This is a genomic window from Ruminococcus bovis (assembly GCF_005601135.1).
In the GTDB taxonomy this organism is placed as follows: Bacteria; Bacillota; Clostridia; order Oscillospirales; family Acutalibacteraceae; genus Ruminococcoides; species Ruminococcoides bovis.
Genome location: NZ_CP039381.1, coordinates 1,193,675 through 1,212,802 on the forward strand (window position 1 = coordinate 1,193,675; position 19,128 = coordinate 1,212,802).

At 39.2% G+C, this 19,128-nt stretch carries 21 protein-coding genes, 1 pseudogene and 1 riboswitch; of the genes and pseudogenes, 15 read left to right on the forward strand and 7 right to left on the reverse strand.

From position 1 onward, the window contains the following. Position 1 precedes the first annotated feature (1 nt). From E5Z56_RS05615 to E5Z56_RS05645, 7 genes are all read left to right on the forward strand, one after another. Positions 2-3,052, forward strand: coding sequence for a type I restriction endonuclease subunit R (locus E5Z56_RS05615; RefSeq protein WP_207668591.1), 3,051 nt, complete (start codon positions 2-4; stop codon positions 3,050-3,052). Between the two features lie 28 nt (positions 3,053-3,080). Further along, positions 3,081-3,167, forward strand: a riboswitch (SAM riboswitch). A gap of 82 nt (positions 3,168-3,249) precedes the next feature. Further along, positions 3,250-3,537, forward strand: coding sequence for a hypothetical protein (locus tag E5Z56_RS05620; protein ID WP_138156954.1), 288 nt, complete (start codon positions 3,250-3,252; stop codon positions 3,535-3,537). 142 nt (positions 3,538-3,679) lie between these two features. Continuing rightward, positions 3,680-6,079, forward strand: a complete 2,400-nt coding sequence (locus E5Z56_RS05625; protein ID WP_175405388.1) for a dynamin family protein — start codon at positions 3,680-3,682, stop codon at positions 6,077-6,079. Then, on the forward strand, positions 6,076-6,441 hold the full coding sequence (locus E5Z56_RS05630; protein ID WP_138156956.1) for a hypothetical protein: 366 nt from the start codon (positions 6,076-6,078) through the stop codon (positions 6,439-6,441). The genes E5Z56_RS05625 and E5Z56_RS05630 overlap by 4 nt, the downstream gene beginning before the upstream one ends. After that, positions 6,438-9,434 carry an ATP-binding protein gene (locus E5Z56_RS05635; protein WP_138156957.1) on the forward strand — a complete coding sequence of 999 codons (2,997 nt, stop codon included), beginning with the start codon at positions 6,438-6,440 and terminating at the stop codon, positions 9,432-9,434. The genes E5Z56_RS05630 and E5Z56_RS05635 overlap by 4 nt, the downstream gene beginning before the upstream one ends. 17 nt (positions 9,435-9,451) lie before the next feature. Further along, the gene (locus E5Z56_RS05640; RefSeq protein WP_207668592.1) at positions 9,452-10,114 is read left to right on the forward strand and encodes an HNH endonuclease; all 663 of its coding nucleotides are present in this window, start codon (positions 9,452-9,454) and stop codon (positions 10,112-10,114) included. A gap of 11 nt (positions 10,115-10,125) precedes the next feature. Continuing rightward, on the forward strand, positions 10,126-10,515 hold the full coding sequence (locus E5Z56_RS05645; protein WP_138156958.1) for an SMI1/KNR4 family protein: 390 nt from the start codon (positions 10,126-10,128) through the stop codon (positions 10,513-10,515). A gap of 188 nt (positions 10,516-10,703) precedes the next feature. Here the strand turns inward: E5Z56_RS05645 and E5Z56_RS11680 are convergent, their stop codons facing one another. From E5Z56_RS11680 to E5Z56_RS05680, 7 genes and pseudogenes are all read right to left on the reverse strand, one after another. Beyond that, a complete protein-coding gene (locus E5Z56_RS11680; RefSeq protein WP_175405311.1) occupies positions 10,704-10,913 on the reverse strand; it encodes a hypothetical protein in 210 nt (69 codons plus the stop codon). 357 nt (positions 10,914-11,270) lie between these two features. Next, positions 11,271-11,624: a cupin domain-containing protein gene (locus E5Z56_RS05655; protein WP_138156959.1), complete on the reverse strand. Its 354-nt coding sequence runs from the start codon at positions 11,622-11,624 to the stop codon at positions 11,271-11,273. 1 nt (position 11,625) lies between these two features. Beyond that, complete coding sequence (locus E5Z56_RS05660; RefSeq protein WP_408638883.1) at positions 11,626-12,540, reverse strand: radical SAM mobile pair protein B; 915 nt, start codon at positions 12,538-12,540, stop codon at positions 11,626-11,628. Next, a pseudogene (locus E5Z56_RS05665) lies at positions 12,537-12,665 on the reverse strand (radical SAM mobile pair protein A); the annotation flags it as partial. The gene E5Z56_RS05660 and the pseudogene E5Z56_RS05665, both read right to left, overlap by 4 nt. Beyond that, positions 12,661-13,092 (reverse strand): radical SAM mobile pair system MarR family transcriptional regulator, encoded by a 432-nt coding sequence (locus tag E5Z56_RS05670; protein ID WP_138156961.1) that lies wholly within the window; start codon positions 13,090-13,092, stop codon positions 12,661-12,663. The pseudogene E5Z56_RS05665 and the gene E5Z56_RS05670, both read right to left, overlap by 5 nt. A 234-nt stretch (positions 13,093-13,326) precedes the next feature. Continuing rightward, positions 13,327-13,872, reverse strand: a complete 546-nt coding sequence (locus E5Z56_RS05675; protein ID WP_138156962.1) for an ImmA/IrrE family metallo-endopeptidase — start codon at positions 13,870-13,872, stop codon at positions 13,327-13,329. A gap of 296 nt (positions 13,873-14,168) precedes the next feature. After that, the gene (locus E5Z56_RS05680; RefSeq protein ID WP_138156963.1) at positions 14,169-14,585 is read right to left on the reverse strand and encodes a helix-turn-helix domain-containing protein; all 417 of its coding nucleotides are present in this window, start codon (positions 14,583-14,585) and stop codon (positions 14,169-14,171) included. Between the two features lie 165 nt (positions 14,586-14,750). On the opposite strand from E5Z56_RS05680, the gene E5Z56_RS05685 reads away from it, so the two are divergent. From E5Z56_RS05685 to E5Z56_RS05720, 8 genes are all read left to right on the forward strand, one after another. Next, the gene (locus tag E5Z56_RS05685; RefSeq protein WP_138156964.1) at positions 14,751-15,986 is read left to right on the forward strand and encodes a DNA polymerase Y family protein; all 1,236 of its coding nucleotides are present in this window, start codon (positions 14,751-14,753) and stop codon (positions 15,984-15,986) included. Between the two features lie 10 nt (positions 15,987-15,996). Further along, entirely contained in the window at positions 15,997-16,287 is a 291-nt protein-coding gene (locus E5Z56_RS05690; protein ID WP_138156965.1) for a hypothetical protein, read from the forward strand. Positions 16,288-16,291: 4 nt separating this feature from the next. After that, positions 16,292-16,546 carry a hypothetical protein gene (locus E5Z56_RS05695; protein WP_138156966.1) on the forward strand — a complete coding sequence of 85 codons (255 nt, stop codon included), beginning with the start codon at positions 16,292-16,294 and terminating at the stop codon, positions 16,544-16,546. Positions 16,547-16,559: 13 nt separating this feature from the next. Continuing rightward, on the forward strand, positions 16,560-17,282 hold the full coding sequence (locus E5Z56_RS05700) for an ImmA/IrrE family metallo-endopeptidase (protein WP_138156967.1): 723 nt from the start codon (positions 16,560-16,562) through the stop codon (positions 17,280-17,282). A 1-nt stretch (position 17,283) separates the two neighbouring features. Further along, positions 17,284-17,526, forward strand: a complete 243-nt coding sequence (locus tag E5Z56_RS05705; RefSeq protein WP_021882716.1) for a hypothetical protein — start codon at positions 17,284-17,286, stop codon at positions 17,524-17,526. A gap of 217 nt (positions 17,527-17,743) precedes the next feature. After that, on the forward strand, positions 17,744-18,292 hold the full coding sequence (locus E5Z56_RS05710; protein WP_138156968.1) for a sigma-70 RNA polymerase sigma factor region 4 domain-containing protein: 549 nt from the start codon (positions 17,744-17,746) through the stop codon (positions 18,290-18,292). Between the two features lie 65 nt (positions 18,293-18,357). Then, positions 18,358-18,912: a type II toxin-antitoxin system PemK/MazF family toxin gene (locus E5Z56_RS05715; protein ID WP_175405389.1), complete on the forward strand. Its 555-nt coding sequence runs from the start codon at positions 18,358-18,360 to the stop codon at positions 18,910-18,912. Further along, on the forward strand, positions 18,905-19,111 hold the full coding sequence (locus E5Z56_RS05720) for a helix-turn-helix domain-containing protein (RefSeq protein WP_138156970.1): 207 nt from the start codon (positions 18,905-18,907) through the stop codon (positions 19,109-19,111). The genes E5Z56_RS05715 and E5Z56_RS05720 overlap by 8 nt, the downstream gene beginning before the upstream one ends. Positions 19,112-19,128 lie beyond the last annotated feature (17 nt).

Genomic DNA, 19,128 nt, shown 5'->3' on the forward strand with positions numbered 1-19,128 from the left:
CTTGGAAACCAAAGAAAGACGCTTTGAACAGGATATCGAGACGTTCTTCCTCTCCGATGAGGGCGGTTATGTTTCGCTGAAAAGCAGTCAGTTCGATGTTGACAAGTGCATCTGTATGGACGTGCTGTGCAGGTTCATCGAAAAGACACAGCCGAAAGCGTGGGCGAAGTATCTCAAATACTACGGCGAGAACGCACAGGAAAAGCTCTATTTCCGCCTTGAAAAGTGCATCAGCGAACAGGGCTTGATCTATGTTCTTCGCCACGGTATCGAAGACCTCGGCATCAAGCTGAAAGTCTGCTACTTCAAGCCCGAAACTGCCCTCAATGATCTCGATGTGGAGCGCTATGAGGCGAATATCCTCGGCTGCACAAGACAATTCCGCTATTCCCCACACAATACAAATACCATTGATATGGTACTATCCGTGAATGGTATTCCCGTTGTATCTATTGAACTGAAAAACCAACTTACAGGGCAAGATTATCAATGTGCAATCAAGCAATATAAAAACGATCGTAGCAGTAAGGAGTTTTGTTTCCGACTTGACCATCGCTTCCTCGTATATTTTGCTGTTGACCTTTATGAAGTCTGGATGACAACGCAACTCAAAGACGGAAGCACCTATTTTATGCCGTTCAATCAAGGCTCAAACGGAGCTGGCGTTAGTGGTAGCGCAGGCAATCCTGAATACCCTGATGGATATGTAACACATTATCTTTGGGAAGAAGTCTTGCAACGGGATTCACTTATGGATATCCTCTACAGATTTGTTTCTCACGTTAAGGAAAAGGATGTAGATACAGGAAAAACAAAAGAGAAACTGCTGTTCCCACGTTATCATCAATATGATGTGGTGCGTAAAGTTCTTGCCGATGTAAAGGTTAATGGTTCTGGAAACAATTATCTTATCCAGCACAGTGCCGGTTCGGGCAAATCAAATTCTATTGCGTGGATTGCCTATCGTCTGGCTTCTATTCACGACGCAAATGACGAAGGGATATTTGATTCCGTTATCGTAGTAACAAACCGTGTCGTACTTGACGGGCAGCTTCAGGACACAATCAACAGCTTTGAGCACAAGGTTGGTCTTGTGGAAGCGATAGATGATAAAAAGAATTCCCACAGCCTTGCAGAAGCAATTAACGATGGTAAAAAAATAATTATCAGTACGGTTCAGAAATTCTTGTTTGGCTACAAGGATATGAATAGTTATACGGGTAAAAAGTTTGCAATCATCATTGATGAAGCACATCAGGGACAAAGCGGCGAAAGTGCAAGAATGCTCCGCAGGAGCCTGATAGATCTTGGTGTAGCTATCAAAGATTATGCCGAGGAGCAGGAAATCAACATAGAAGATGTTGATCTGACAGATGAGTATATAAACGCAGTAATCGGTCAGGGTAGACACGCAAATCAGTCTTTCTTCGCTTTTACAGCAACGCCAAAAGGTGAAACTATTGAGGTTTTCGGAACGCCTTACACCAAACCTGACGGTACTCCGGGTAAACGTCCATTCCACGTCTATTCTATGAAGCAAGCTATAGATGAAGGATTTATCCTTGATGTATTACAGGACTATACCACTATCCGTGAAGCGTTCAAGCTTGTAAAAGTATCCGAGGATAATCCCGAACTAATTGAAGGAGCGGCTTCAAAAGCACTATTCAAATATTATAAGAAGCACGGATATACAATTACGCAAAAAACTGAAATGATTATGTCTAATTTCCTTGCTAACGGCAGATTTCAAATTGGAGGGAAAGGTAAGGCAATGGTGGTTGCAGATAGCCGTGCAAATGCGGTTCGTTATTATCTTGCAATCAAGCAATATCTGAAAGACAATCCAGTGGTTTCAGCAGGATGTGATGTTATGATTGCTTTTTCAGGAGAAATCACGCTTGAAGAAATGCCAACGGAAAAGCCTTTTACAGAAGCGACTATGAACCTTGATGAAAACGGAAAGTATATCACAACTGATAAAAAGTTCCGAAAAGTTTTCCACAGCAATCAATACAATATCCTTGTTGTTGCTAACAAGTACCAAACAGGTTTTGACGAACCGCTGTTACATTCAATGTACATTGATAAAAAATTAAAAAGTGTCGCAGCAGTACAGACGCTCTCTCGCTTGAATCGAACTTGTTTTGGAAAGACAAGCACTTTTGTCCTTGATTTTGAGAACACCGAAGAGGAGATCAAGAAGGCGTTCCAACCGTTTTATGAGGAATCTTCTATGGAGGGTGAAACAGACCTGAATGCTGTTTATGATTACAGAAATAAGCTGCACGATTATATGCTGTTCAACTATGATGATGTAGAAGAATTCAACAACTTTATGTCAGGACAGTCCGGAAAAGGTCAAAATGCTGCCGCTCTCGGTCAACTTGCTGGTATGTTTAGACCTGTTATAGACAGATATAGAGAGCTTTCTGAAGATGACCAATATGATGTTCGTGATTACCTCCGTAAGTTCACAAGGACTTATAGTTATGTCACTCAAATTGTCAGACTTCACGACAAAGACCTTTTTGCTGAGTATCTCTACACTTCAAACCTTCTGAGGTTATTGCCTAAATCGGGAAAAGACATCGTTGATATAGACGATAAGGTCAAACTTGAATATGCAAATCTTAAAGAAACGCATACAGGCGCAATAATACTTGATGAAAAGAAAGTTGTCTGGACTCCAAGCGGGACATCGGAACCTAAAAAACCTAACAAGAAAAAGGATACATTGCAGAGTATCATAGATAAAGTGAACGAGCGCTTTGACGGTCAATTCACCGAAGCAGACAGGGTTATAATTGAGGGCATATATCGAATGTTTATGGACGATAAGGACGTTAAAAAGTTCAAAAAATATGCCAACGATAATAGCACTGAAATGTTTGTGAATTCCCTTTTCCCTGATAAATTCAAGGAGATTGTTACACAGTGTTTCCTTGATAACAACGAATCTTTCCAGAAACTGTTTAACGATCCTGAATTCTATCAGAAAGTACAGGACGTTATGGCAAAAGAACTATATAAGACACTGAGAAAAGATTAAGCATATAAACACAAAACTAAATATTTTTTGCCTATATAGAGTGCGTGAGGGACAAGCCCTGTGACCGCACACCAACCTACCGAAAGGCAAGGTGGTAATGCTTGAATGATGGGTGACTATAAATACAAGCGCCTATCAACCGATGGGCGCTTTGCTCTGCTCTCTTTTGGTAATACAATATATTCAGGAGGATTCTTATGTCACACACAATTAAACAACTTTCCCAAATGAATGGCAGAGTGTATGTGTATTTTAAGACAGCCGATCTTTGTCAACAATTTTTGAATCAAGCTGAACAGGAAGGTTTTGCTTTCCAAGATGGCGTTAAGCCAACAGAGCGACACATAAGCGATGTGATCGCAGTCAATAAAGATTATACCATCAACTATGTAGGAACTGTTGGTCACATAGCTTTTGGTAGCAATGTCCAAAAAATTGGAAATGAAAGCCTAATACGCATTGATTACGCGGATTTCATCCGATGATAGCTTAAGCCGTGCTATGATATATTTGTAGCACGGCTTAATTCTGATCATTTGTATATAAAATATATATTCACCTATTGGATTTTAAATAGATTTGTGATAAAATAATATTAATTATATGGTTTTGAGGAGAGCTAAAACAATGGCTAAGAAAATCATAAAAATCACATATAATCCATATGACAATCATATCAAGTTTATTATCTCACTTGATTCTGGTAAAGTATGGCAGGAGCTTGCTGATACATCTGAACTCTTGAAATATCAGAATCAGGAATGTGTCTTTTCAAATTGTGTAGAAGATATTGTTAGCTACATCAATCAGTACCAGAACAGTAGCTTGGAAGGACTGTGTATACAATTTGTTGGCACAGGCGATGATTTTTCGATACTTGAAGAAGTAGTTAAGAGCGAGAATAGGAATTCTAACAAAAAAGGTAAGATACTAACTGAATATGTAGGAGTGTATAAATCGGCGGATGAATCAATCGAAATAATACGTTCTGCATATAACAGAATATCAAGTGAATTTGAGGACTACCTTCCCGGAAATAAAAAGTATGAAACTAATACCAGTTATGCAGAGATTGGTGATTTAATCAACCTATTTACTGCTACAGTTAGCAGCGATATACCAATTTGCGTGATTGGTACTTATAGCGTCGGTAAATCGGCGTTTATCAATGCTATAATCGGAGATGAGATACTTCCAAGCAAGGTTGATCCCTGCACAGCTAAAGATGTTAAAGTTGAAAGCGGAACAGAAGTTTCCTTTAGTATTGAATACAAGGGAGAGCCGATTACATACGTTATTAATCCCGGTCATATTGAATCTCGTGATGAAGAGTCAGAGTTTGCTGAAGAATTCAGAAAAGCTATTTGTGAGCATTGTGTTTTTTTAGGTAAGAATTCAAATGAGATTCTTCACGATATTCTGATTGCGCTTAATGAGAGTGAGAAAACGTTTCCTCCAATTGCTGATGTAGGCTGGAATATTTCTATTAGGCTTCCGTTTGTAAATTCTATTCTTAAACAAGATAAGTGTAAAATCATTATTTTTGATACGCCCGGAAGCAACAATAGCGATATTGATCAGCACGCACATAGAGAGTCCCTTGAAAAGATGATGGGTAAACAGACCAATGCCCTTCCGATATTCGTTATGGATAGGAATCAAGTTATTTCAAACGATAATAACGAGGTAAAAAGTCTGCTTGATGAAAACAGGAAGGGATTCTCAAATCCTAACTGTCTTATTGTGTTCTCAAAAGCAGAGAATATTCCAACTTCTGCCTTTAGTCAGCCAATACCACCGGCATTTCTTAATTGGCATGGAAAGGCTACTTTTTTGTATGTCTGTGCTGTTGGTGCTATTGGAGAGAAGAAAAGAGATGAAAGATGGCTTGATCCGGAATATCAGGATGGATATAAGGATTGGAAGCTGAAATATAACAGTGATCACAGAACACTTCCGAGTCATAATATAGTTCCCTGCGGAAGGGTGATGGATACGAATACACGTGCATTGATTAGCGACGAATTGTACGCAACAGGTATCCCGTCTGTTGAAGATGAAATCAATTACTATGTTCAGAGATATGCAAATTACAAGAAATGCGTGAGCGGAAGTAAACTACTTCAAAACGCATTGCTACTGGCAAAGAAACAGCTTAAAGACCAGAAAAAAGAACTGGCAGAAACTAAAGATAAGAAAGAGAAAGAACAAACCGCCAAAAGGAACGAACTGATAAAGGCTATTGATGGAGTAAAAATCAAAACCATTAATATTCAGTGTGTGATTGAAAAATATCAAACAATTTTGGAAGATTATTGCTCTACGGTTTTACCTGAAATTCAATCTATTTGGGGAGAAGCTAAAAAATCTAAGAATCCAACAAAATATGTTGAGATGCATTTGCAGACACATTGTATGGAAGGTTTGTTTCTAAAAGCTTATGAAGGAGAAACCGGAATCCAGAGAGAAATAGTCAAGATTCTATCAGGGTGCGCTAATGATTACAAGGCAGAACTGCTTAGAATCGTCAAAGGTGAGGGCAGCAGTTTGTCAGAAGATGCTCTGGAGGAGCTGAGCGAAATTTTTAATTCTATCAATACTCCAAATTTTGTGGAAGTGGGTATTAATGGGAACCAGCTCTTCAACCTTATCGCACAGATACCTTTTTTCAGAGAACAATTTGAAAAGATGTATATTGAGAGTATTGCCGAAAGCATTTGCAAACAGCTAAAGCACCAAAAAGGAGGTCTATTTAGGAAGGATAGGCTTGGTTTATTCGCAGAACAATGTATTCAGCAACCTGTACAGGCGTATTTTTCTCAACTTAAGACTTGGCAATCTACTCATATTGACAGAATCAAAGAGACGTTAGATAAAGATAATTATATATTGAGTCAGTATGATGCTTATATCATAGAGCTTGAACAGCAAATAGAAAGACTTGAAAATAGACTTAACAATCTGACTGATGTGGAGGTTATTCTTGGGACTGTGCTAAATGCCCAAGAGTTGGAGGTAAGCTTATGAGTGAATTGAATAGTTCGATTTTGAAACTTTCCAGAAATATTTGTTCGGGTAAGTGTGGCGTTGAGAAAACCGAAGCTGTGATAAAAGATCTTGAAGCAAAGTTTGGTGACTGGGATATGCCAGTTGAACTTCCAGATGGTTCAAATATGACGAAGGAGCAGCATTTGAAAGCCCTTTCAGATACCATTAATTCGGGAGTGTTTTCAAAAGATGCACTTCGGACAATGGCGTTGTTGTCTGAGGAAATCTATTCAAGCAAAAGCAGATTCAGTGGGAAGAAACTATTGGTCATAGGCGGTGTAGTTGGCTTTGTAATTGTTGTCGGCATTGTTATCATCGTGACTATAAGAGGTGCAAAATGAATCAAAGAAAAAAGGAAATAACGAACAAACAAACCTATGTGGCTCCGGTCGATTCGGATGAAGTACAAAAAGTGGTCAATGAAATGATTGGTCAATGCTCAGCATCAGTGTTCAAGAATTATCTTCCATATATTTCGAGAGCATATGATGTAAAGTCTCTCGAAGATTCAATAGCGCCCGAGGAAACAGTTGCCTTTTTTGATATAACAAAACTTGTTATAGAGGAAAAAGACAAGATGGTAGAAAAGTTGAAGAATGTATATCATTTATTGGCATACTCAGACAAAAGTCTTGCTCTAATCATCCATAGAAAACATGATGGTTGCCAAATTGGACTTGCGGTGGGTAAATGTCAGGATTCTGAAGCGGCTACAAAAATGGCTGAGAGCTTACAAGATGCGTTAGTTGGGAATTTTCCGGGAACATCTTGTAGTGAGGTTCTTTCTTATACGGATTCTGAAGATTGCATCTTCCAAGCGCTGAATGAGTCTTCTTTCTTTAATGAAAATAATATATCTAATTATAATTCTATTGCTGTAGTATCAAACATTGCTTCTCAGTTTTCAGAGGACTATATCAATCAAGGGATTGAAAAAGTGATTGATGGTATTGTTCCGGCTGAAAACAAGGAATATACTATGGTTATTTTGGGCGAAGCTTTGAATAATGAGATGTTGGAAAGAAAAAAGCGTGAGCTGTACGCTATCTATACTGGATTAAGTCCGTATTCAAAACGAACCGAGAATTGGAATTGGTCAAAAAGCCAGAACTGGAGTAAGAACTGGAATGCAGGGCTTGCTTTTATTGTAAGTCTTGGTGGCGGCAAGAACAAAAGTGAGTCTGAAAGCGAGTCTTCTGGAACATCCGTAGAGATTAATCAATATGCAGTGACTCATACTCTCGAAATTATAGAAAAGCAAATGGAGCGTCTTGAAAAGTGCGAAGCGCTGGGGATTTGGGATATTGCAACTTATGTTTTTTCTCCTGATTGTCAACTTGCCAGTGAAGTGGCTCATATGTATATGTCTCTTACACAAGGCAATGAATCTTTCTATGAAAAACCGTCAATCAATGTTTGGAATTCGCAACGAAACGAGAAAAAGACTAAAGAAGCAGTAAGTGCTATTGCAAAATGTGTTCGGAAAATCGTCCATCCGACGTTTATAAAGAAACCTGACTATAAAGATAATTATGCAGAATATTGGGCGAATGAAGTTACTCCTACATCTATTATTTCCGGAGCAGAACTGGCTCTTGCAATGAATTTGCCCAAAAAGTCAGTGCCGGGATTATCACTGATAGAATGCGCTTCTTTCGGAAGAGAAGTATTATCATTTGATAAAGAATATTCGGGTGATGTTCATATTGGAAAAATACACCATATGCATCATAACGAAAAAAAGAATGTGGACTTGAATAAGAATTCGATCTCCTCTCATGTTTTTATTACTGGTTCAACTGGATCTGGAAAAAGCAATTCGGTTTACACCATTCTCAATGCGCTCAAAACAACCTTTATGGTAATAGAACCTGCAAAGGGAGAATATAAATACGAATTTGCAGATAATGTTAAGGTGTTTGGTTCAAATCCACAGATGAGTGCACTTCTAAGAATCAATCCTTTTTCCTTTAATAGAGGAATCCATGTTTATGAACATATAGATAGATTACTGGATGTCTTTAATGTTTGCTGGCCTATGTATGCAGCTATGCCCGCAGTTTTAAAGGATGCGATAATAAAAGCATATGAGAACTGCGGATGGAATCTTATTACATCAACGAATGAGAAGGGTGATATATTTCCAACATTTGTTGATATATGCGAAGAGATTGACAGTATCATTAATAGTTCAGATTATTCTGATGAGAACAAGGGCAATTATAGAGGATCACTGAAAACAAGATTAAATTCTCTTACAAATGGCATTAACCAACTGATATTTTGTAATGGTAATCTATCAGATAAGGATTTGTTTGAACAAAACACGATAATTGATCTTAGCAGAATTGGCTCAAGTGAGAATAAGTCTCTGATAATGGGATTGCTGGTTATCAGACTGCAAGAATATAGGATGTCAGAAGCAGTCATTAATTCTGAACTCAGGCACGTAACGGTTTTGGAAGAAGCTCATAACCTTCTTCGCAAAGCTTCAGCATCAACTACTATTGAAGGATCTAATGTATCTGAAAAATCAGTTGAAATGATTGCAAATGCGATTGCTGAAATGAGAACTTATGGAGAAGGCTTCATTATCGTAGATCAATCACCATCATTGCTTGATATGTCTGCAATACGTAACACTAATACTAAGATTATCCTTAGATTACCAGATAAAGATGACCGTGAATTGGTTGGTAGGGCGGCAAATCTGAATGATGAACAAATCAGGGAACTTGCCAGATTACAAAGAGGAGTGGCGGCTGTTTATCAAAACGAATGGATTGAGCCTATTTTATGTATGATAGATAAATACAACTCAAAGGTTGACTTCCAGAATGTTATAGATGGAGATAATATGCCAGGAGAGAATGCTATAGCACGTCGCTATATTAATTCGTGTGTTTATGATCCTGAATATATCCTAAGAAAATCTGATTATGAGTTTATTGATTGCCTTAACCAGATAAATTGTGAAGGAACGATTAAAGCACTTCTAATTGATTTTCGAAGAACTCCATTTGAACAGGCACAAATGACTTGGCAGAAGCTGGCGTTTAAGTATTTCAAGATTAGGGAATGTTTAAACCGATTATCAGATATGAATTCTTTTGAGGAATGGAATGATAGCGTCATCACACAACTTCAAAAATTCGATTTTGATGAATCTATCTCCCTGAGTAAAGAATCAGAACAGTTCTATCGGTTTTCACAGTTGATGACATTGGAATCTATTCTCTGGTTGCAGGCAGCTCAGATTGACCAACCTGAGAAGGGAATGAAATTAAAAAACTATATGAGCGAATTCAGAAATACATTCATGAAAGGTACTTAATATCGGGGGTGTAGTGTATGGCAATACCTATTGTGGCTGCTCTTAGTAAAGCAGTTGAAGGTGCTGAAACAATCTCCAAAGCAGAAAAGATGAGTGAGATTGTAAAAGATGCCGTGAAACTGGCGGATGATCTATGGCCGGAAATACAGCAACAAAATGTTGACCAGCCAATATCTCCAGCTGATATAGGACGGGAAGCATGGAAGAAAGCTGATATTGAGCAAAAAGCGACATACTCTGATGTACCACGTTATGTTATTACAAGAAATGAGACATTGGAAAACGATAGACATCCGATTACTGGTGTAAGCTTTGAGAGGCAAGTTGTAGAATTGCCTGATGGTGAAAAAATTGAAGGTGTATTCCCTCAATTTGAATCTATATTTGATGCAAAAATACCGGAGAATCTGTACCTTCAACCTGATAGAGTGCAATTTAGAGAGTGTAACAGGCAATTAGCTCAAGAAATAGAAAATAATCTTGAGCTAAGAAAATTGTTCTCAGAAGAACAACTTGAACAAATTATGGATGGTATATATGATGGCACTGCGCCTGATGGCTATGTATGGCACCACGACTCAGTAGCCGGGAAATTACAACTTGTAGATTTTGAAACACATTCCCGTACCGGACATACTGGGGGACGCTCTTTGTGGGGCGGCGGCTCAAACAACAGATAGGAGGCGTAAATATGGAACTATCATGGAAATATGATAAACCACTGAATAACCCGATAGCAGTAAAAAGTTTTCTTGATAAAAATAGTATTATTTTACCAGACTCACTAATTGAAATAATGGAAAAACATAATGGTGGGAGACCGTCCGATAAGGCTATTATAACTGATACTAATCAAGAGTATGTTTTTAAGGCTATGCTGTCGTATAATGAAGGCGACAAAGAAACTATCTATAGCATTTATCCAGAGCTTTTCAAAGAAAATCACTTATTCCCGTTTGCTTCTGATGCAGCAGGCAATTTTATCTGTTATGATACTGAGTCTTCTAAGTACGTTTTATATAAACACGAAACAGATACAGTAGAAATAATAACTCGTATGATAAATGGATTGTTGTTTTAGTAAGAAATTTGTACAGTTCTGTCTTTTCTGTAAATGGAGTTATTCTGTTTCAACGAATAAAGTCATAAGAATATTATCCGTTGAACAACATACATCTTCGTCTGCTCCTCCGGACTATGATAATAACAGGATAATTAGCAAACTATAAACAAGCCGTGCTACAAACTTGATGTAGCACGGCTTTAGCTTTATCTGATATAATCTTCGTAATCAATTCGTATAAGTTTTTCCTCCTCCAATGGCATTTCACATACATAATCAAGAAAGGCGAGTATCTGCGCTTCCGAAAGACAGATACGCTTATTCTCTTCAATGGCGAGCTGTTCTTCAAGCGCATCTTTTTCAGCCTGACGTTTGTTAAGGCGTTCTGTCAGTATTGGAACGGATTGACCTTGCACAATACCTCGCCATAGATTTTCTATAGCAGTATCCGCTTCTCGGATAGCTTTCTTTAGTTGCTTGAGCGTAAGATTATCAGGGCTTGCTTAACGTCTAATTAGCACAGCCGTCAAGCAGTAAAACTTTCTATTTGACGGCATTTCTATAATCGTCTTATTATATTCTATCAGCTGTGTGACCTTAATATCATACGAGGGAATTATTACCCCGCCTTAACAAAGAAACACCCGCAACAGCGACCTGATGACTATTGCGGGTGTAATCATTTATTTTCAGTTTCCTGTTTCCTGCGAGTCGAACTGCTTTGAGCTGATAGACAAGGATCAGTATTAAAGACTGCATTCAGCACAGCTGCATCACTCTATCACTGCGTCGGCAGCGGTATACTCTCCAAGAGAGTTTTCTCTGACCTGAATGCAGGCGTAGCTGACGGGGGAATCCGACGACGCGCTGAACTGTCTTTTTGCCGCGGGAGCGACCCTGATAACGTCCCCTGCTTCAAAATCAATTTTCTCGCCATCAAGTACCGCTATTCCTTTGCCGGACAGGACGATGTAGATTTCCTCGTTCTTCTTGTGGTAATGAACGAACGGCACGCCAGCTCCTGCGGGCAGGTGGTTGATGCTTACCTCTGCGCCGGTCAGCCCCAGTACATCGTGCAGCTCTGTTCTCGGGTCTTGTTTTGCGTTCCATTTGCTGTAGTTTGACATATTATTTGTCCTCCTTTTTATTGCGTGCTCCGGTATTATCGGAGCCTTTGATCTCTTCATGGTAAAAATAATCAACGATCACCGGATGTCCCTGCGGCACTCGACCATAGGGCATTTCGTTATCGACAAAGGGACAGTCGTATTTTTTCGCCATTTCCTCGGCTTTCTTCTCCAGCGTTTCAAAATATCTACGGTCATGCTTGTTGTAGATCTCGTCATAAAGCGGCACAAGCTCCGGATGCTTCTCTGCAATATAGTCCATGATGGTTTTCTTAAAACCCCCGCGCAAATTCAGGTTTTCCAGCCAGAACAGGTCGCACTGATCCTTTACCCGTTCAAAGATGGCTTCTATATCGGTGATACCGGGAAATACGGGCGACACAAAGCAAACGGTTCGAATACCCGCGTCATAGACCTGCTTCATGGCGGCGATACGGCGCTCAATGCTGACTGCTTGATCCATATCATTCTTGAAATCTTCATCAAGCGTATTGATCGACCATGAGACCGTGACCTGTCCTAACTCCTTCAATAAATCAATGTCCCTGAGTACAAGGTCGGATTTTGTTGTAATCAAAATATCCGCGCCGCTGCCTCTGAGTTGTTCAAGGAGTTTTCGAGTATTGCCAAACTTTTCTTCCTGCGGATTGTATCCGTCCGTCACGGAACCGATCACCACGCGCTGACTTGCGTATTTTTCCGGATTTTTGATTGTCTGCCAATACTTTACGTCGAGGAAGGTACCCCAATCCTCGGTATGTCCGGTAAAGCGTTTCATAAAGGAAGCGTAGCAATACTTGCAGGCATGCGTACAGCCCACATAGGGATTGACAGAGTAGCCGCCGACAGGCAGGCTTGATTTTGTCATAATATTCTTTGTCTCTACTTCACCGATCAGAATACCGTCCATCATCATCTGTGCCATTTCTTTTGTTCCTCCAATACTCTTGTAAAAGCCTTTGGCATTTCCTGAATCATATTTTCTTCACCCATGATCGGAACAAGATCCTCTTTCATAAAAACCGGAATGCTGAGCTTATGTTTCCCGCCACTCCTCTAAATTATTGCGGACTCGGTCAAGGTACGCTTCAAACTGCTCTATTTCGTCGCTGTTGAATCCCTTATAAAAAACATCGTTCATCTGCCGTGATACGATTTCCGCTTCATCCCTGAGAGACTTCGCTATTTCGGTCAGATAGAGCAGCGTCTTTCGCTTATCATCATCCGACTGCACGCGCCGGATCAGCCCTTGCTTTTCCATTCGTTCCAGCATGGTGGTTAGCGAGGTGATGGCAAGACCGCATTTTTCCGAGATCGTTTTAATCGGTACGCCGTCCTCCTGCCAGAGTACATAGAGAATACGTCCCTGAGCGCCGTTGAAGGCGTCGATACCGTGGCGTGCTAAAATTCTTTCAAATATACGGTCGCTGAGCTGTTTGATTTTCGAGACTAAAAATCCGCCGTTCATCGCAACATTTACTCCTATATCGTAGTTTATTATATTCTACTATATAGGAGTAGTTTTGTCAACCATAATTTTTATTACCAACGCTAATTTATCCGCTCACTGAAAACCGCTCCGCCGATTATACATACTGCTCGTCTAATGTTGTTTTGCCGTTTCCGTCAAAGTCAAACATTCCGCCCATAAAATCCTTGTCGTTGAACATAAAATCACCTATGTCCTTTCACGGAGAATGATTCAGTTTAATTCATTGCTGGTCAGTGTTTTCGGCTTGCGGAAGAAAAAGCTATCGGCTTCACAAGGAACTCTAAAATCATAACCGAGTTTGTTAAGCTCTTGAAGTTTTATCAAAACAAGATTGATATTCACATTTAGCATTTTTGCCATCTGAACGACATCGTACTTTTCCTTACTCATTGAGTAAATGTCATCATTGTCAATGATCAGATGTGCTGCAAAAGCGTTGGCTTCATATTCCGTTGTGTCTTTCATATTAAAAAGCACAAACTCTTTAAGCCCGTCGCCTTTGGCTATATCTCTATGAAGGGCATCGTGTCCAAGCTCGTGAGCGCAGACCATTCGTGCCATTATTTCCTCCATCTTATCATTAAGAAGGATAATTCTGTGCTTCCAGCGATATGTGTAAAGTCCCAACAGTTTATCTAATTCCTCTGAATAACGGAGCATTACACCGATTTCGGAAGCAATCTTCATAGGATTGCGAGTGCCTGTTTGCTTAACCATTTCGGTCGCCTTAGAGTAAATGTAAAATGAATCAATCATAATATCACCACCCTAATAAGAGTAATTAACTTGAATAAAACATCAGAGAGGAATATTCTTATAGATTCCTTTTAATCTCTGTACAACAGTCAGAATAATACTTACACCATAAGCAATTATGACTGCAATGTTTTCTTGAAATGAACAAGTGTTTAAGTCGTTTTATGAATTGCAATAAGCTCACCTCTTAATTAACGCTTACCGAAAACAGCAAATTCGAGAAAATTCAGCCCGAATTTTTACTGCCTACTATAATTATAAATCAAGAAGTGTCCCAAAAAACGGACTTTGCTCCGCTACTCGTCAGATTTTTTTAATTTTTTGGGAGTATATTTTTCCCGGTTTTCTGCCTTACACTCCCAATATATATCTTGGAGAGCTTTCATAACGCCATCCATTTCATCATCGGACAGCTCACCGCCTGCAAATAAGCCGCCAATCTCCTGTACAAGCTGATCGGCTTGTTGCTTACCTCTATATCCATATTTTTCAGATGCTTCAGTAATAAACTCCTCATTTTCATTTCGGAGATAATTAACGTCAACCTCAAGGATCTCTGCGAGTATATCATATACTTCTCTTTTCTTGGGATATGTTTTTCCGCTTTCATAATTACTAATTGTGTTTAGTCCGAGATTCGCCGCTTTGGCAAGCTCGCTTTGTGTCATCCCACTTTTTGCTCGGCTTTCACGAAGTTTCTCACCAAATGTCATTATTACAACCTCCTTGATTTCACAACTAACTTGTGAATGAATAAAAATACCTCTTGACTTTCACAAGTATCTTGTGTATAATGGGTGTGTAACCCACAAGTAACTTGTGAATTACTACTTGTATTCTACATTAAGTTGTGAATTAAGTCAAGAGGTATTACAAAAATGACACGAAATATTTTGCATTGCGATATGAATAACTTTTATGCTTCTGTCGAATGTATGCTAAACCCTGAATTGAAACAGTACCCCGTTGCTGTTTGTGGATCAGTTGAGGAACGGCACGGCATTGTACTTGCGAAAAACTACAAAGCCAAAGCATTCAAGGTCGCAACAGGTGACGCAGTGTGGCAGGCAAAACAGAAGTGTCCTGATTTAGTTGTTGTACCACCTCATTACGAAGAATACTTGAAGTATTCCAAATTGGCAAAAGCAATCTACTGTGATTATACCAATCAGGTAGAGCCTTACGGTATGGACGAGTGTTGGCTTGATATTTCCGGCACAAAAAAGCTGTTTGGCAATCCGGTAGATGTTGCTAATGAGATTCGTGAGAGGATAAAGTTTGAACTTGGCTTGACCATCTCCGTAGGCGTTTCTTTCAATAAGATATTTGCAAAGTTAGGCTCTGATTATAAAAAGCCTGACGCTGTAACTGTTTTTGAAAAAGAAACCTTCCGGGAAAAGATTTGGGGCTTACCGGCTTCTGATTTACTCGGCGTAGGGAGAGCTACAACAAGAGTCCTTAATAACTACTGCATAAGAACAATCGGTGACTTAGCAAATTCTGACTATGACTTTATAAAAAGAATATTAGGCAAGAACGGAGTATCACTATGGTTATATGCAAACGGTAGAGATAATTCTACGGTTAAGGATATTAAGTTTGTTTCACCTGTTAAGAGTATCGGACACGGAATCACAACGGTTGTAGATTTGAGTAACGAAGAAGAAGTTTGGCGTGTTTTCTTAGAATTGACACAAGGCATCGGACATAAGCTGCGTGTACATCAAAAGGTTGCAAAAGCCGTTGCTATCTATGTTAGGGATAATACCTTGTTCTCAAAGCAGTGGCAGACGCAAATGCAGATGGTGACACAATCACCGTTTGTTTTGGCACAATATGCTTTTCAGCTATTCAGAAAAAGATATGATTGGAGAAATCCTATTAGATCGGTAACTATTCAGGCGATTAACCTGTTTCCACAGGATATGCCGCAACAGATTGATTTGTTCTGCGATTATGAGCGAGCCGAGAAACAAGAAAAGCTGGATAGCTGTGTTGAAAATCTTCGCCAGAGGTTTGGTAAACGCTGCATAAGAAATGCTGTGCTGCTGCAGGAGCTTGGAATGCCGATGGGTAATGTTGAGATTACTATGCCAACAGGATTAGTCAAATAGGAGGTTGCCTATGTTCGCTATTAAAACAGAATCAATCAAAAGCTATGTTGAAGCACCAAAGTCTTTACTGAAAGAACATCGTAATTTGATCGCCTTAATTGCCGATAATGGAAATCACTTTCTTGCTTATGGAATAGTTGAGGGAACTACTTTGTATATTGATTTAGATGCAGAATATGAGGAAAACACACTATCGTGTTTTATCAATAAGCAAGGGCAATTCAAACTGTTTATATGTGAGCTTGAAGGCTATGATTATGTCGGTAGGATTATTGCTGCTTATAAGTCTTACGAGGTATAGATATATGAAACAGGAAAGGAACAAAGTTTATGTATTAGTAAACGCAGACCACAATCCCGACGGGACTTGTCGTCCCCGGTTCATTACGCTGGAGGACGGACGCAAATTCGAGATTGACCGTCTGATTCATCGCTGCCGTGCGGCAGCTACAAAAGTTGGCGGTACGGGTATCCGTTATACGGTATCTATCTGCGGAAAGCAAACCTACCTTTTTGATGAAGAAAACGGCAAATGGTTTGTAGAGTTTAAGACTGTTTAGGAGGAACATATAATTGAAATATTTGTCACGCAAAGATATTGAAGCTATTGGTGAACGAGTGACAAAAGCATATTTCCGATTACCTGACTTAACGGGCAAAACAGTATATAAGATTACACCTGACAAGCTAATTACTGATTTGTTAGGAGTTAATCTTGAATATCACCACTTATCTTTAGATGGATCTGTCCTCGGACTTACATCATCGTATGGAGCTGTAACATACAAAGTATTTGATTACGCTGATGAGGAGAGTTATTGCTATCTTGACGGCAAAACAATATTCATTGAACGTGATCTGAATGAGGATATTTCGCAGATTGGCAGATGTAATTTCACCAAAGCGCACGAAGCCGGGCATCAGATTCTGAAAATGCTTTTTCCTAAAGAATATGGCGGCGATAACAGAAAACTGCATTTCTGTTTAGCACACCCACCGAAGCAACGAAAAATGGACTGGTTAGAATGGCAGGCTAACGCTATCGCTTCCGTGATTCTTATGCCAAAAGAAGTTATAATGCGAGCGCTGTTCTTATTTGGTTTTGGTGAGCGGGTAAAAATGATAAATAAGGTATATGCTACTTGGGAATACGAACAGTTTTCGTCTATGGCGGTTTTTTTAGGTGTATCCAAAACAGCCTTGTCTATCCGGCTTACTCAACTCGGATTGGTTGACAAAAACTATTTTGGTAATCCGTACGACTTAACAGATATATATTGTGATGGAGGTATTTGAATTGGCAAAGTTTAACGCAAAAGAAAACGATCCTGAGCGCTATGCAAGGGTGAAAGAAGAACAGGCTAAGTTGCAGACACGGTGCAAGTCAGAGTTGCGATTAGCTCGCCTGTGTCCGTATTGCGACTATAAACTGTCTATCGCTATTAAGGGCGAACACAGTTGGACAAGCGAAAAATGCCCTAATTGCGGAGAGGTGGTCTATTTCCCGCCTATATCGTTCAGAAAGGCATCCAACAACTAACATAAACAAATTTTTTTCAATATTATCCAATAAAATCAAATATTAAAAAACTATAAAAAGCAAGTATGAGCTTGGAGCCGCTTGATGCGTTGATTCCTATTGCCACTTGATTTAGATTTTATCCTTTTACAAGGGATAGGTCTATCTTGTGGCAGTAGGCGACGCATCAAGTGGCTTTTTATCTTTTCATCAGGTGGCTCCGTGAAAGGAGTTACTGATGAAAAAGATTTATGAATCTATTATTTTAAGAACCGAAGATTATACAGTTGTAGATTTGAAAAAGGAGTATACTGATCCGGTTGGTGGTATTCAATTTGTAATAATTTCTGAAAGTAGTGAGCAAGAATTATTGCAACGTTTTGGTGATGAAATAAAAAAGTATTCACCATATGTCGTCACAGATGAAAAATATCTGCGTTTTCTTAATACAGACTACCAGCGCCAAAGAGCGGAAGCGTATAGGGATTCAGAATACCGAACACCATATTCTATCGGAGAAAAGACTAATGTGGGTAGCGTTTTGTTTCAAAATAATATGTCATTAGAAGAGATGGTGGAGATAAAAGAACAGTATGAAAGGATTATTTCTATAATCAATAGACTTCCTCAGAAAGAACAGAAAAGAAGAATAAAAAAATACCTGTTTGATGATAAAACTCAAGATGAGATAGCATTAGAAGAGGGGGTTGATCAGGCAGCAGTATGCCGTTCAATACAGAGGGCTAAAGAAAATATTAAAAAAATGCTCGGTAGTGGTCATATTTAACCTCATTTTTTTGCATTAAGGGTGAGAGGGTTTTTACCCCGAAAGATGAAAAGAGGTTTTTTAAATTGAAAAGTGTAAAAAGAGGGCGAATATTCCTTTATGATTTCGGAGAGCCATCTGGTTCAAAACAAGGTGGTTATAGACCTGTCTTGGTTATCCAAAACGACAACATAACGAAAACTTCGCCGGAAGTATTAGTAGCTCCATTAACGAGCAAAATCAAACACCCTGAGTGGTTTCCTCACATTTATCTGGGAAAACGATTTGGGCTTGAGTACCCTTCGATGGTTCTTTGTGAGCAAATTGCCCCGGCTGATAAAGGCAAACTTAAGTATTACATCGGAACGGTTGATGATCCCGAAATCTTGTCCAAACTCAATAGAACTGTAAGAGAAGTAATGGGCATAAAATACATTGAGCCGAGGATTAAGAATGAACTAAGGTGTTTGTGTCAATCTCACAAAGAGGAGTATTTTTCAACAAATAACTATATTGTTCGTAGGTTTAATCCTTTTCAGGTAATCAAGGAGAAATGCGATAAATGCAATAGACTTGGTTATGACTATTTAATTATTGACAAAAAAGCAGCTTTGCGCCGAGGAGGTAAGAAAAATGGCTAATGAAATGAAAAAGCAGCAGATTCCTACTATGTTTGAGGAGTACGGTGATATAGTTTCAATTCAAGACGTTATGAAAATGTTGGGAGTTGGAAGATCAGCAGTTTATTCAATGTTGCAAGAAGGCACTCTGCGGTCAGTGAGAATTGGAAGAAAGTATATTATTCCGAAGCAGAGCGTTATTGATGTACTATTTCCGTGATAACGTAATCGCATAAT

Bases quoted from the DNA above. Each gene is read 5' to 3' on its own strand.
- E5Z56_RS05670 (WP_138156961.1), bottom strand. From the start codon at position 13,092: ATGAACGGCGGATTTTTAGTCTCGAAAATCAAACAGCTCAGCGACCGT.
- E5Z56_RS05635 (WP_138156957.1), top strand. From the start codon at position 6,438: ATGAATCAAAGAAAAAAGGAAATAACGAACAAACAAACCTATGTGGCT.
- E5Z56_RS05710 (WP_138156968.1), top strand. From the start codon at position 17,744: ATGAAAAAGATTTATGAATCTATTATTTTAAGAACCGAAGATTATACA.
- E5Z56_RS05630 (WP_138156956.1), top strand. From the start codon at position 6,076: ATGAGTGAATTGAATAGTTCGATTTTGAAACTTTCCAGAAATATTTGT.
- E5Z56_RS05720 (WP_138156970.1), top strand. From the start codon at position 18,905: ATGGCTAATGAAATGAAAAAGCAGCAGATTCCTACTATGTTTGAGGAG.
- E5Z56_RS05645 (WP_138156958.1), top strand. From the start codon at position 10,126: ATGGAACTATCATGGAAATATGATAAACCACTGAATAACCCGATAGCA.
- E5Z56_RS05690 (WP_138156965.1), top strand. From the start codon at position 15,997: ATGTTCGCTATTAAAACAGAATCAATCAAAAGCTATGTTGAAGCACCA.
- E5Z56_RS05660 (WP_408638883.1), bottom strand. From the start codon at position 12,540: ATGATGATGGACGGTATTCTGATCGGTGAAGTAGAGACAAAGAATATT.
- E5Z56_RS05675 (WP_138156962.1), bottom strand. From the start codon at position 13,872: ATGATTGATTCATTTTACATTTACTCTAAGGCGACCGAAATGGTTAAG.
- E5Z56_RS05625 (WP_175405388.1), top strand. From the start codon at position 3,680: ATGGCTAAGAAAATCATAAAAATCACATATAATCCATATGACAATCAT.
- E5Z56_RS05620 (WP_138156954.1), top strand. From the start codon at position 3,250: ATGTCACACACAATTAAACAACTTTCCCAAATGAATGGCAGAGTGTAT.
- E5Z56_RS05695 (WP_138156966.1), top strand. From the start codon at position 16,292: ATGAAACAGGAAAGGAACAAAGTTTATGTATTAGTAAACGCAGACCAC.
- E5Z56_RS05655 (WP_138156959.1), bottom strand. From the start codon at position 11,624: ATGTCAAACTACAGCAAATGGAACGCAAAACAAGACCCGAGAACAGAG.
- E5Z56_RS05680 (WP_138156963.1), bottom strand. From the start codon at position 14,585: ATGACATTTGGTGAGAAACTTCGTGAAAGCCGAGCAAAAAGTGGGATG.
- E5Z56_RS05685 (WP_138156964.1), top strand. From the start codon at position 14,751: ATGACACGAAATATTTTGCATTGCGATATGAATAACTTTTATGCTTCT.
- E5Z56_RS05640 (WP_207668592.1), top strand. From the start codon at position 9,452: ATGGCAATACCTATTGTGGCTGCTCTTAGTAAAGCAGTTGAAGGTGCT.